Source organism: Trichocoleus sp. AS-A1 (assembly GCF_039962015.1).
Classification (GTDB): domain Bacteria; phylum Cyanobacteriota; class Cyanobacteriia; order Cyanobacteriales; family FACHB-T130; genus FACHB-T130.
The window spans coordinates 67,465-82,459 of the sequence record NZ_JAMPKG010000023.1 but is presented as its reverse complement, the minus strand read 5'-3'; the positions used below and the strand labels follow the sequence as shown (position 1 = coordinate 82,459).

3 protein-coding genes are annotated in these 14,995 nt (G+C 48.8%); 1 reads left to right on the top strand and 2 read right to left on the bottom strand.

All coding sequences use genetic code 11. From position 1 onward, the window contains the following. Window positions 1-339 precede the first annotated feature (339 nt). Window positions 340-7,824 carry an AAA family ATPase gene (locus tag NC994_RS17900; RefSeq protein WP_199299703.1) on the top strand — a complete coding sequence of 2,495 codons (7,485 nt, stop codon included), beginning with the start codon at window positions 340-342 and terminating at the stop codon, window positions 7,822-7,824. Here the strand turns inward: NC994_RS17900 and NC994_RS17895 are convergent, their stop codons facing one another. Both NC994_RS17895 and NC994_RS17890 read right to left on the bottom strand, forming a co-directional pair. Further along, the gene (locus NC994_RS17895) at window positions 7,825-8,115 is read right to left on the bottom strand and encodes a DUF4242 domain-containing protein (RefSeq protein ID WP_190410329.1); all 291 of its coding nucleotides are present in this window, start codon (window positions 8,113-8,115) and stop codon (window positions 7,825-7,827) included. It lies immediately after the preceding gene. Window positions 8,116-8,194: 79 nt separating this feature from the next. Continuing rightward, window positions 8,195-14,659 (bottom strand): AAA family ATPase, encoded by a 6,465-nt coding sequence (locus NC994_RS17890; RefSeq protein WP_190437792.1) that lies wholly within the window; start codon window positions 14,657-14,659, stop codon window positions 8,195-8,197. Window positions 14,660-14,995 lie beyond the last annotated feature (336 nt).

Here is a 14,995-nt window from a genome sequence, read left to right as displayed (position 1 = left end):
TTGTCAAGAGAGCCGAAATGATGACTAAATACTTACAGGAGAATGGTCAGTAGTTTGTCAGCTTTCAAGCATCGAATTTTTCAATTTTTTATGCCATCTTGGGGTAATTACAGATGAGCTAACCGATAGGTCGGCGCTAGGCTAACGCCTCGCTTCGCTGTTTTCATGCCCAAAGGGCTGTACGCGATCGCAGCAGGATTCCATCTGCATATTGCCAAGCCTGGAGAATCGGAAAAACTGGTTGAAGCGATTGCTACTCTAGTTAAATCTAGCAGATGAGTCTGAAGCACCATTGGCCTCTGACTATTCTGACGAAGCACGGCTATAGGATCTGTTGACATGACCTTGAAGTTACCCGGATTTACGATTGTCACTTTGCTCAAAGAAGGGATAAAAGCCGTCCTATACCGTGGAATCAGAGTCGAAGATCGGCGTCCGGTGATTATTAAAGAGCTACGTCCAGAGTGCTGTACGCCCAACAATATTGAGCAACTCAGACATGAGTATGCGATCGCCCAACGGTTGAACACCCCCGGAGCAGTTAAAGCCTACGCCTTAGAGGTGCATCAGGGCATTCCTTATCTGATTTTGGAGGATTTTGGCGGGCGATCGCTCGATCGGCTTCTAGACCACTTTCGGGAGCCGATTCCGTTTTTAAAAATTGCCATTCAAATCAGCAATGCGATCGCCCAAATTCATAGCCATAGCATTGTCCATAAAAATATTAAGCCGCAGAACATTCTCATTAATCTGGAAACGCATCAGGTCAAAATCGCTGACTTCGGGATTGCTGCTTTTATCCCCTACGAACAGCAAATGGTCAGCAGTTCCAGCCAGATTGCAGGCAGTTTGGCTTATCTGTCGCCAGAGCAAACTGGGCGAATGAATCGCGGGATTGACCATCGCAGCGATTTATATTCCTTGGGAGTCACCTTCTATGAAATGCTGACCCGTCAGCTACCGTTTCAGGGCAAAGACCCTTTAGAGTGGGTGCATTGTCATATTGCCCAATCGCCACCACCACTTACAAAGGTAAGACCGGAGATTGGGCGATCGCTATCTGACATCATCATGAAACTGCTCTCAAAGGTTGCAGAAGATCGCTACCAGAGTGCCTTGGGTTTGCAGTTCGATCTGGAACGATGCCTAAAACAGTTGGAGACAATTGGACAAATTCAATCTTTCCCTTTAGGCGAACAAGATATCTCAGAGCGGTTTCAAATTCCCCAAAAATTGTATGGGCGAGAGCGAGAAATTACACAGCTTTTACAAGCATTTGAGCGAGTTGTTAGCCAAGGTACGCCAGAACTTATATTCGTCGCTGGATATGCTGGGATTGGTAAATCTTCTCTCGTGAACGAGATCCAAAAACCCATCGTAAGAGAACGTGGGATTTTTATCTCTGGTAAGTTCGATCAGTACAAACGAGATATTCCTTATTCCACCCTTGTTCAAGCTTTTCAGACGCTCGTTCGGCAAATTTTGACGGAACCTGAAGATAAACTTGCCACTTGGAGAAAGCGAATCCAAGCCGCATTCGGGAACAATGGCAGACTGATTACCGATGTGATTCCAGAAGTTGAACTCATCGTCGGCGAACAACCTCCTGTACCAGACTTGGGACCCGCTGAATCCCAAAATCGATTCAATCTGGTGTTTCAAAACTTTATCAGTATCTTTGCTCAAAAAGAGCATCCATTGGCTGTCTTTTTGGATGATATGCAGTGGGCAGATAGCGCCACTTTGAATTTGATTCAAACCATCGTCACGGGATCAAGTCTCCAGCATCTTTGCTTTATTCTGGCTTTTCGAGATAATGAAGTCGATTTGCTCCATCCCTTCAGTCTGATGATGGAGCAGATTCGTCAAGGTGGGGCAAAAATAACCGAAATTGTTCTCACTCCTCTCAACCTTACTTATGTGAATCAGCTCATTGCTGAAACCCTACATTGTGAGCCGGGACGGTCAGAATCTCTTGCCAAATTAATCGTCCAGAAAACCGATGGCAATCCCTTTTTTGTCAACGAATTTCTCAAAACGCTGTACCAAGAAAATCTGCTGACGTTCGAGCGCAACCATCGCGTCTGGCAATGGGATCAAGCCCAAATTGAAGCCCAAGGCATTACGGATAATATTGTCAATCTGATGATTGGGCGGATGCAAAAACTGCCGCCCGAAACTCAACAGTTGCTCAAGTTAGCTTCCTGTATCGGGAATCGTTTTGATTTAGAAGTTTTAGCAATCGTCGGTGAAATATCTCCTCAGCAAACAGCCAACACACTTTTGGAAGCGGTTCTGAGAGGATTCATCATCCCAACAGAGGCAACTGAAAGCATTGAGAAAAGCTATCGCTTTTACCACGATCGCATTCAACAAGCTGCCTATGCCTTGATCGATGATGAACAAAAGCAAGCGGTTCACCTCACGATTGGGCGACTTTTACTTAAAAGTTTCAATTCTGATCAACTGGAAGAACAGATTTTTGATTTAGTGAATCAACTTAATCTAGCTGTTGGTTTGATTACTGAGCGGACAGAAAAAGACGAATTAATTCGCCTAAATCTAAGTGCTGCTAAGAAGGCAAAAGCCTCCACTGCGTACACACCTGCAAAAAAAATGCTTACTGTCGCTGCAAATCTTTTAAATGAAGATTCTTGGCTTGACCATTATGAACAAACATTTACTCTAGTTAAAGAACGAGCTGAATGCGAATTTTTAACGGGTAATTTAGAGGAGGCGGAAGCTCTATTTAAGCTTCTATTTATCAAAGCCAAATCTTATATAGACAAAGCGAATATTTATATACTTCAGCTCAGACTTTATCAAGTTGCAGGTAGGTATGAGGAGGCACTAGCACTCGGATTAGAAGCTTTAAAAATTTTTGGGGTGACTTTCCCGGATTCAGAGGAGCAAGTGCAGGTTGCGATCGCTATCGAAAAAAGCCAGGTATTGGGAAATTTAGGTGACAGACAAGTCTCCGATCTACTCAACGCCCCAACGCTCCAAGATCCAAATCTTAAGACACTCATCGGTCTGCTGACAACTGTAGGGCCGCCTGCTTATCTCGGCAGACCCAGTATTTTTCCGCTAGTTGTACTCAAAGCAGTCAATTATTCCCTGAAGTATGGTAATACGGAAGATTCCTGTTTTGCTTATAGTATGTATGCGATGTTGTTGGTTTCGATCTTTCGGGATATTCCTACGGGCTATGCATTTTCTGAGATGACGATTCAACTGAATGAGAAGTTGAATGACTCAAAACTCAGAGGAACAGTTCTACACATTCATGGCAGTCATATCAACGTTTGGCGGAACCATATTGCTACCGACATTCCATTTTTAGAGCGAGGATTTATCGGCTGTGTGGAAGCAGGCGATGTGACGATGGCTAACTACAACGGCTATCAAGGCTCTTGGCAGATTATTCAGGTAGGAAGTCCACTTCCCGAAACGTACAATTTAATTCAAAAGTACGTTAACTTTGCCCAGCAATCTAAGCATGAGGCGGCCTATCAGACGATTAGATTGCAGCAGCAGTTTCTCATAAATTTACGCGGACTTACCTACCACAGCCTGACCCTAAGTGATGATAATTTCGATGAGTCGCACGCCTTTTCCATCCTTATGGATGCAGGCTTCGTAAGTGGAATTATCTTTTATCAAATCATCAAATTAATTTTGTATTTCACCTACGAACAGTATGAAGAGGCGCTGAATTCTGCCTTACAAGTGTCCGTGTTTCCAGTTACAACCCTGGCATTACCAATCGAAACCGATTATGTTCTGTATCACTCGCTGACCTTAGCGGCTCTTTATCCAACTGCATCTTGTGAAGAGCAGGAAGGGTTTTTAGAAACCTTGGAAATCCATCAGCGACAATTACAGGATTGGGCGAGCCACTGCCCTGCTAACTTCTTACATAAGTCTCAATTAGTGGGGGCGGAGATAGCTCGAATTGAGGGTCGGGACATGGAAGCAATGCGCCTGTATGAGCAATCAATTCGCTGTGCCCGCGAGCAGAAATTTGTGCATTATGAAGCCTTGGCGTATGAGTTAGCAGCTAAGTTTTACTTAGAGCGGGAGTTTGAAGCGATCGCTAAAACCTATCTGCAAGAAGCCAGGAATGCCTATCGGCGCTGGGAGGCGCTCGGCAAAGTCAAGCAGCTTGAGCAGCTCTATCCGACCTTATTGCCGCAACCGTTGCCGCAACAGCCCCCTGCCTCCAACGAAACGTTTTTAAGCACGGGGGAGCAACTTGACTTTCTATCGGTTGTTAAGGCGTCTCAAACTATTTCTAGCGAAATAGTCTTCTCTCGACTTTTGAAGACATTGATGCAGATTGCGCTTGAGCAAGCAGGAGCCGAACTGGGTTATTTGCTGCTTTTTCACGAGCAGAATCTAGTGATAGAAGTCGAAGCGAAAATAAATTCCCAAGCAGAAAAACTTAATGTTTTTCGACCTGAATTGGCGGGTGAAATTGCATTGCCTCAGTCAGTGCTGAATTATGTGCAGCGAACTCAATCAACTGTGATTTTGCCCGATGCCACAGAGCAGAATCTATTTTCGGAAGACGAGTATGTGATTCAAAAGCAACCGAAGTCTGTACTTTGCTTACCAATCGCCCGTCAGTCAAACTTGCTGGGAATTTTATATTTAGAAAACAACTTTATCCCAGGCGCTTTTACACACGACAAGCTTTCCGTGCTGGAAATTTTAGCAGCTCAAATTGCCATTTCCCTGGAGAATGCTCGTCTCTATCAAGGGTTAGCACAAAGTCAAGAACAACTTAACCTAGCGTTGAAATCCGCCCAAATCGGTGTTTGGATTTGGGACATTCTCAACGATCGGTTTGACTGGGATGAGCAGGTTTATCAACTATTTGGAGTCACTCCTGCAACGTTTGTTGCCACCTCAGAAGCCGTGTTGGCTCGTCTGCACCCAGAGGATCGGGAATCGCTCGCCCAATCTTTGAGCCGAGCGATTCACGAAGGCGTGGAACACGATCTGGAATATCGAATTATCCGGGATGACGGCAGCATTCGCTACGCTGCTTGCCGGGGAAGAGCCTTTTTCAACGAAGCGGGCACAGCGACTCGCATGAGTGGTGTTGTAATTGACATCACGGAGCGCAAACAAACTGAAGAATCTCTGCTGATTTCTAAGGCTGCTTTGGAGCAAATGCCCGATGCTGTTGTGTTAACCGATCTGGAGGGAAATATTCAACGTTGGCTGGGCAACGCGGAACAGATTTTCGGCTATACAGCGTCCGAAGCGATCGCTAAACCCCTGAATTTCTTACATCACCCTGACATTGCAGCAACGATGACCGCCCAAATGATCCAGTCTATTCAGGAAACCGGAGGATTTTGTGGTGAAGTTCCCTGTGTGAGAAAAGATGGGTTGAAAGTGTTGATTGAAACAACATCAAAGCTTGTTTACGACAAGGCTGGCAAGCCGCTCTTTTTTGTGGGCATCAACAAAGATATTAGCGATCGCAAACAGGCTGAAGCGAAACTTGCCCAACTGTACGCAGAGCAAACCGCCCGCCAGGAAGCAGAAGCCGACCGACAGCGAGCCGCGTTTTTGGCTCAAGTCAGTGCCACCCTCGCCTCTTCCCTCGATTACGAAAGCACGCTCTCCAGCGTGGCAAACCTAGTTGTGCCCTACTTCGCCGACTGGTGCGGCGTTGACCTCCTGCAAGACAACCAATCAATTAATCGGGTCGCCGTTGCCCACCGAGATCCGGAGAAAGTGAAACTCGCCTGGGAACTCCATCAGCGTTATCCTAGACCGTTGAATGCACCGGAAGGTGTACCAAAGGTGCTGCGTACTGGGCAAACAGAAATGGTGACGGAAATTTCAGATGCAGTCCTGGCAGAAGCAGTCAAAGATACCGAACATCTGCGAATTCTGCGGGAACTGGGTTTAAAGTCCTATATTATCTCACCGTTGATGGCACGGGGGCGGATTCTCGGTGCCATTTCGTTTGTCACGGCTGAATCTGCTCATCGTTTCAACACCGGCGACCTCTCGCTGGCGGAAGATATTGCTCATCGGGCAGCGATCGCTATCGATAATGCCCGCCTCTATCGGGAAGCGCAGCAGGCGCAACAGACGGCGGAGCGGGCAGCAGAGCGAATTGCCCGTCTCCAGTCCATTACCGCTGCCCTTTCAGAATCGCTCACACCCACCCAAGTGTCTGAAGTCATCGTCGAACAGGGCATGGCTGCCTTGGGTGCCAACTATGCTCTAGTGGCATTGCTCAATGAAAGGGGTACTGAACTGGAAATTGTGCGGGCGGTTGGCTATGAAGTGAATCAAATCGATGGCTGGCAACGTTTTTCCATCGATACCGCAGTCCCTCTAGCAGAGGCGGTACGGACTGGGCAACCTGTTTGGGGTGAAACGTCACAAAAACGAGCTGCTCGTTACCCTCACCTGGCTGAAGCCTATAGTCAATTTAACTTTGGGACGTGGGTTTCGATTCCGCTGATGGTAGAGGGTCGGGCAGTTGGAGGGTTGTCTTTGGGCTTTACTGAGCCACAAGAACTTAACGAGGATGACCAAGCTTTTATCTTGGCGCTTGCCCAACAATGCGCCCAAGCAATCGCTCGTTCCCATCTCTACGAAGCAGAACGAACCGCGCGAAGTGCGGCGGAAGCGGCAAACCGCGTCAAAGATGAATTCTTAGCCGTTCTCTCTCACGAACTGAGAACGCCGCTTAATCCGATTCTGGGTTGGGCAAAACTCCTGCGTAGCCGCAAGTTCGATCCGGCAACCAGCGATCGCGCCTTAGAAACTATTGAGCGCAACGCCAAGTTACAAACCCAATTAATTGAAGATTTGCTTGATGTCTCCCGCATCCTGCAAGGGAAGCTGAGCCTCAACGTCTACCCGGTTGACTTGGTATCGACGATTGAAGCCGCAATCGAGACGGTGCGTTTAGCAGCCGAAGCCAAGTCTATCCAGATTCAGACCATCCTCGAACCGGGCGTAGGACAGGTTTCTGGTGATGCCAATCGATTGCAGCAAGTCGTTTGGAATCTCCTTGCCAATGCGGTTAAGTTTACTCCGGCTGGGGGACAGGTCGCGATCGCATTAGAGCAGGTCGAAGCGCAGGCTCAAATCCGCGTAACTGACACAGGCAAGGGGATTGCACCTGAGTTCTTACCTTATGTCTTTGATTATTTCCGTCAGGAAGATGGTACCACCACCCGAACCTTTGGGGGATTGGGTCTAGGGCTGGCAATCGTCCGCCATCTCGTAGAACTTCACGGCGGCACCGTAAGTGTATCAAGTCTGGGGGAAGGACAAGGTGCAACTTTCCTAATTAAGCTTCCCTGTTTGCAGAATGATAGAGAAAGGCAGTCGGATGAAAAAGACAACCTCTCAGTTCTGACTTTTGACTCCTTACCTTTGTCTGGCTTACAAATTCTCGTGGTGGATGATGATGCAGATATGCGAGAGTTTTTGTGCTTCCTGTTGGAGCAATATGGTGCAACTGTGACCTCCGTAGCCTCAGCCGTTGCAGCGCTGACAACACTAAGCCAATCCCAGCCAAATGTCATCATCAGCGATATTGGAATGCCAGAAATCAATGGCTATATGTTGATGCGACAGGTGAGGAGTCTGAAACCAGACCAAGGAGGAAACATTCCAGCGATCGCGCTGACTGCCTATGCTGCCGAGATGGATTACCAACAAGCAATCGCCGCAGGATTTCAACAGCACATTTCTAAGCCTGTGGAACCAGAGGCATTGGTGAAGGCGATCGCATCATTACTGTTTCTTCAACCTGAAAGTGAGACTACAAAGGTTTTTTGATTAAGAGCAATTAGACAGGGTTGATACATTTGATCCAACAGATGGTTCTAAAATATCAACTGTCCAGATCCGGGCGAAGGGTAAGCCAGCTTTCCGAAAAGACTTCCGCACAGTCTCAGCATCAGGTGCCTCAAATTCGCAAATTACTTTAGCGCGATCGCGTGCCATCATTGAGCGAATCCAATGAACATTGTGTGCCCTGTGACAAGGTATTCCGATCTCAAGATCGTGGTTCCACTTCTGTTCGGTGATCGGTGGCTCAAATATCTTTTCTACAAGGACACGAACCATATTTTCCTCCTGATTGATTGAGCAATTTAGGTTTTTAAATACAGGACTTACCCACTGAAAACTTGAAGCCTAGATTCCTCTAACCCCCCGATAAATTGGGAGGAACTGGAAAATTCCCCTTTTTTAAGGGGGACGCAAGGGGGATCTCTGCGTTAGTCCTCAGCTCCTGCGGTAAGCGATTGATGGCAGTTTGGGCACGAACGCTCAAGACGCGAGGGTCAATTTGGTACTGTAAGCTTTGAAATAGCTCTGCTGCACGCTTTTGTTCGCCTAAAGCTAACTTTCCCCGAATGAGTGCAGCCCAAGCTAGGGCAATTTCACTGGGATGATCTACAATTTGCGCGGCATGAAGTGCTTCTTGAGCGCGGGCGATCGCTAATTCAACGCGACCCCTTTCCAAATCCCTTGCCGCTGCAAAGCTCAGGATATAAGCTAGCATTCGGTTCGCATCGATCCGACGCAGGGTGGATAATGCTGGCTCAAGTGCATCTTCAGCGCCCATTTCTCCGATAACATAACGGGCGAGCGAACTCAGGGCAACGGCGAATGGGCCTTCGCTGCCTTCACCACTAATTTTTGTGGCAACTGCTGCCAGTTCTTCGGAGTAAGCGATCGCCTCTGTCGGATTGCCCGCTTCTAACTCGGTCATCGCCAGATAAGTCAAACAAGCAGACTCTCGCCAGCGATCTTGTTCCGCCTGCGCCATTCGCCATGCTTGTTCCAAAAGAGAACGCGCCGCCGGGAAATCTGCTGCATGACGGCGCACGCATCCCAGACCACAGGGAATATCGATAATTTCTAGCCCCACTCTCGCGGCAAGCGGCTGTGCTTCTAGCAACAGCGCCTCAGCACGGGGCATCTCGCGTTCGGTTTCGGCGAGGCACCAACCGCTGTGAGCTAGCATTCGGGCGGTGGTCGCCGGACTTGCCAATCGTCCTCGTTCCACTGCTTGGAGGGAGTGTTCGCGAACACCCATGAGATTACCTCGCTCGTAGTTCAGCACGATCAAAGCTTCTAGCGCGATCGCTTCTTCATCCTTCAAACCAAGGGCGCTGGCTTCGGCAATCAATTGATGCAGGTTATTTTCGAGTTGGGGGATTTGATTTCTGGTAACTCCTGCCAGAACGTAGACCTTTAGCAGTCCGATGTGAAGCCGCACCCGTAAAGTCTTCTCAAGGTTCCGGCAATGCTGAATTCCCCGTTGAGCCAGTTCCGATGCTTCTGAGTAGGCGAACTGGCGCAAGCAACGTTCGGCAGATGCCTGGAAAGCTGAGGCGGCTAAGGAATCATGACCGCCCAATGATGCATGATGCGCGACATCGCTGGCTAGGGCGTTGTCAGGAACCGAGAGACGATTCAAAGCCTGGGCAATCTGCAAATGCACTAATTTACGGCGGGGTTCTGACAACTGGTGATAAGCGACTTTCCGCACAACATCATGAGCAAAGTCATAGCCAGTTTCGTTATTTAATAAAGCTCCTGGACGGATAATCCCCTGCCGCTCCAGTTCTTCCACGGCTAAAAGTAATTTAGAGAGCGGATAGTCGGCAACCCGTGCCACGATTGTCGGATTGAAACTTCGTCCCAATGCAGCTGCCCAAGGTAAAAGTTCTCGCGCCGGTTCGTCGAGTTGCCGCAATCGGTCTTGAATCAAGGCTTCCAGATTGTCGGAGTAAGCCGTGTCATGCTGGGCTAGGGCACGAGCCACTTCTAGAGCGAATAGGGGATTCCCGCCACTATCCACAAAGACGCGGTTGCCATCAACATCGATATTCACCGAGCGAGTCAGCTGAACCACTTGCGCTTGATTTAATAGTGGCAGTGAGATGGTTTGCACCCGCTCCTCCCGCCGTAGCGCTTGCACCAGCTTACACACAGGCACATTATCTGATAACTCGCGTTGACGAGCCGAGAGGGCAAACCGAACGGAGGAATGACCCAGCAGGCGGATTGCATAATGCAGGAGTGCCGTAGATGCCTCGTCCAGCCACTGAATATCATCTAGGATGATAACGATTCGTTTGCCATTACTCGAAAGTTGGGAGAGCAGGTTCACCACCGCATCAAATAGCTGAGAGCGATCGCCCGGATCTCTTCTTCCCTCCATTTCTGGAAATAGGGAACTCAGTTCTGCTGGCAATTGCGATCCTGAATCACGAGCGATCGCCCGCAGTGCATCGATCCAGACTCCATAAGGTCGCAGCATTTCCGCCTCAAATCCGCGTCCCCAGAGTACGCGACCGTTGCTCGTGACAACGGCAGCAAGTTCTTCCAGCAGGCGCGTCTTCCCAATTCCCGATTCGCCAACCAGTAAAAGGATTTCTGAAACGACCATCCGGGTATCGGATGCCATCCAATTACAGATGGTCGCCCATTCCCGCTCTCGCCCGATTAGGGGAGCCAAGAATCGGGGCTGATTCTCTCCTTGGCTCCCCTTTTCCACTGCTCCCAGCGCCTTCAAAGCAGCCTTTTGGGCTTCTGTTAATCCGGTGACTCCGGTGATGTTCATTCCCTCATAAGGTCGATCCGCCCTTAAGGTTTTTACACACTCACCCGTCTGCACATCCCAAAGCTTAATCGTTTCATCCTGGCTGCCACTCGCGACCCTGCGGCTATCCTGGCTGAAGATAACTGACCAGACTAAATTGGTGTGTCCCTGCAAGGTATGAAGACAAGAACCGTTTTGGACATCCCAAAGCTTTACTGTCTGGTCGCTACTGGCACTAGCAAGGATTTGACCATCTGGACTAAAGGCAACTGACCACACTCGGCTGGTATGTCCTGCCAAGGTGCGTCGGCACTCTCCTGTCCGCACGTCCCATAACTTAATACTGTGGTCGCCACTTCCACTCGCCAAGGTTTGACCATCTGGGCTAAAGACAACTGACCAAACCCAATTGGTATGTCCCTGGAATGTCTGAGCGCATTGTCCCGTCTGGACATCCCAAAGTTTCACTGTTTGGTCGTAACTGCCACTCGCCAGAGTCTGACCATCCGGACTGAAAGCGATCGCGCAAACCCAACTGGCGTGTCCCTGCAAGGTACGTTGGCATTGTCCCGTCTGCACGTCCCAAAGCTTCACCGTCTGGTCATCGCTGCCACTGGCAAGGGTTCGACCATCGGGGCTGAAGGCAACTGACCAAATCCCGCAAGTATGCTCTTGCAAGGTTTGGCGACAACGTCCGGTGTCAAGATCCCAAAGCTTCACCATTTGGTCGCCGCTCCCACTAGCGAGAGTCTGACCATCTGGGCTAAAAGCAACAGCCGAAACTGAGCTAGTGTGACCTTGCAAGGTTTGAACGCATTTCCCGGTGCCCAGATCCCACAATTTAACGGTGCGATCGTCGTTCCCACTTGCCAAAATGCGACCATCCGGACTCAACGCCAGCGATCGCACTCGGTTCGCATAACCCTGTAGCGTTCTGCGACATTTACCTGTAGGGGCGTGCCACAACTTAACGGTATGATCGCCGCTACCGCTTGCGAGGATTTCTCCATTCGGGCTGAACGCCACCGACCGCACCCAATTTTGGTGCCCCCATAATGTTTGGTAGCATTCCCCAGTCCGAACTCGCCACAGCTTCACACTGCGGTCTTCGCTGCCACTGGCTACCGTTTGACCATCCGGACTGAAAGAAAGCGATCGCACCCAGTTTCCATGCCCTTTGAGAGTTCGGCTGCATTCACCCGTCTTAAAATTCCAAAGTTTAATGGTGCGATCGCTACTACTGCTGGCTAAGGTTTGACTATCCGGGCTAAAGGCGACCGACCAAACTCGCTCAGCGTGTCCTTGCAGGGTTTGATAACATTGACTCGTTTTTAGATCCCACAGTTTAATCGTCCGATCGTCGCTGCCAGTTGCCAGGGTTTTTCCGTCAGGGCTGAATGCTACCGATCGCACCCAATTTTCGTGACCCTGAAGCGTTTGGCAGCACTGTCCTGACTGGACATCCCACAACTTGACCGTTCGATCCTCACTCCCACTGGCTAAGGTTTGACCATCCGGACTAAAGGCGACCGACCAGACCTGATGGGCGTGTTCTTGCAAAGTCTGGAGACATTGTCCTGTCTTGAGATCCCACAATTTAATAGTCTTATCATCGCTACCACTCGCCAGGATATTCCCTTGAGGACTAAAAGCGACCGACCAAACCCAATTGGTATGTCCTTGGCAGGTCAGTAAATTTTTCCCATCTGCTACTCTCCACACCCGCACCTCGCGGTTAGTATCCCCAGTCGCCAGAAGTTCTCCGTCTGGACTAAAAGCAACGGCGAGGGCGAAGCTCAAGGGTTCTGTAAACACTGTTTTAGAGAGGTCGGCATCAGCAAGATTCACCTGATGTAAATTCACTTCTCGTAAATCAGCCTGCCAGAGGGTGAGATGGGAGAAGTCATAACCTGTTAAGTCTTTTTGCAATTGAACCAGCAGATTGAGGATATTGCCACCTGCATATCCGGGTTGTCGTGACCATTCATTTCGCAGTTTTGAAAGCAGTTGAGTCAGCTGCCGCTCAACGTTGTACTGCCCATACAATCGGGTAATTAAAGTGTTTAAAACGGGTTTAACAATTTGTTGGCGCTGAATCTCTCTGATGTAATCTTTGCCCTGAGGCTTGAGCAAGGCGTGGCTGTGCAGGATGGAAATTAGGGGTGCCTGGTTTTCGGCTAGCAATTCCCCATTTCCGACTTCTAAGTGTTGAATTTCTTCACAGACTTGGGCAATCAATCGCTCAGTCATGTACTCCATCACCACAGGTTGCTGAGTATAGCTGCCCGACTGCTTTTCGATCAGCGATCGCCAACTGAGCGAACCCAACGCTTCCAGTAGGTCTGCACGAGAAACGGTGGGAACGATATCCTCTGCAAATTCCGAGAAGGTTGTCCATTCTCGATTGATGGCAAGCCAAAACATAATTGTTTTTTCTAGGGGAGAACATCGCTGACACTGCTGGTCTAGTAGTCTGTGAATCCCATTAAAAATCGTGGTATTTTGAGCGAGAAAATCTTGGATCTTGCCATCAAAAACATCTTGAATGGAAGTGGCAACAATCTTCAATGCCAAAGGATTACAGCCGTAGAACTGACACAAATGCTGTTGCTGTGCCTCAGAACCGATTAATCCTTTTGCTTGAATGAGTGCTTGCGCTGCCTCTGGCGAGCCGCTCAGTTGCAAGGTTCGCACAGGTAAAGCTGAATTCCCATCAACTACACCTTCTAAGATGCCCACCTCAGCAGGCTTCTCCCGACTGGTCAGCACCAGGCAACTTTGATGAGCGGTTTCTGCGATCGCTCGCAGCAGTTCCCCGTAGCCTTCATATCCCGGACGATACTGCCCCGGACAACTGACCTGAAAAAGGGTTTCTGCATTGTCTAGAACGATTAGGCAGCGAGAATTTCGCAGCCAATATATCAGTCGTTCAAGCTCACTGCCTGTCTCTTGTTGTTCCGACAGAAAAGAGATCGAGTCGTGCAAAAGAGTTTCTAGGGTGGGAGCATTTCGTAGCGATCGCCAAATTACAAAGTCAAATTCGCTCTGGATTTCCTGCGCTAGTTTGGCGGACAAGGCAGTTTTCCCAATTCCACCCATGCCTAATAAGACAACTAACCGACAGCGATTCTGTAAGATGCACTGCTTGAGCGTGTTTAGCTCTTCTGTCCGTCCGTAAAATAGGCTTACATCGATGATTTCACCCCAGTCGCAACGAGGTTGCCTGTCGTTTTGAGGGGGTGTATTTAATTCAGAATTTGTATTGAGTAATTCAGAGCTTTTTTCTCGACTGATTATCCCTTCAGAATCTTCATTCAGCAGGCGATCGTAGAGGTCGCGGGTAATCGGACTAGGATCGATTCCTAACTCTTCCCGTAAAAGCGTCATGCAGCGGTGGTAGATTCGCAAGGCACTCGCGCGATCGCCATTAAGCGCGTGCAGTTGCATCAAGTCACCATAAGTTGCTTCGTTGAGCGAGTCAACTTCTAACAACTGCTGGGCATAGCGCATCGCCGTCCGGATATCCCGTTGCTCCTTTAACAGGCGAACCAACCATTCCAATCCTTGGATAAAAATTTGTCGCAGTCGTTCCTGTTCCGGAAAAATCCATTCGTCGTAACAGTTGGGCAGTAAATCCCCCTGATAGAGGGCTACCGCCTGTTCTAACAAGGTTCGGACGGTTTTCCGGTCAGCCGCTCGTTCTGCCTCCTCCGCTTGAGCTACTGTCCGCTCAAACTCTGCAACATCTAACGTAAAAGGTGCATCTGAGCGCCACTGTAGCGTTTTTGTATCTACTTCAATGAATCGATCCGCGTCCGGCAAAACCCGCCGTAAGTGGTGCAGTTCTCTTCTTAGGTTCGTTCGGGCTTGCTCGTCTGTTGAGTCAGCCCAAAACAGGGAAGCCAGCCGCTGACGAGGCTGAGGCGTGCCCCTGTGCAGCACCAGATATGCCAGCAACGATTGCGATCGCTCCCCGCTCACGTCTGTCACCGGCTTTTCGTCATAAGTTAGGCGAAAGCCACCTAGCAATACGATCTCTAAAGTAGGCAGCATCATATTTTTACTCTGCCCGTCCATTTGGTACTCAGTCTATAACTTTTCGCAGTTTACTGACAGCTGCTTGCGATCGCGGTTAATATTCATCAACTTATAACTGCTATTTGTCAGTGTTGTTAGAAATAAATTATTAAATTCCGAGAAAAAGCCGTTTGGGGCAGTCTTGTCTTAAACCTCAACTTTCCAGTAAGGGTTGCTATTTACCTAAAAATAATTGACCGCTCCCTTCATTGATTATTGTTGGGATATCCTCTTTTGATACTTTTGTGTTCATACATAATACAATATCTGAAAAATTTAAGTTATTTTTTATCTAAGTTTATTTTACCTATATTT

Coding starts and splice junctions, on each gene's coding strand:
- NC994_RS17900 (WP_199299703.1), top strand. CDS start 340: ATGACCTTGAAGTTACCCGGATTTACGATTGTCACTTTGCTCAAAGAA.
- NC994_RS17895 (WP_190410329.1), bottom strand. CDS start 8,115: ATGGTTCGTGTCCTTGTAGAAAAGATATTTGAGCCACCGATCACCGAA.
- NC994_RS17890 (WP_190437792.1), bottom strand. CDS start 14,659: ATGATGCTGCCTACTTTAGAGATCGTATTGCTAGGTGGCTTTCGCCTA.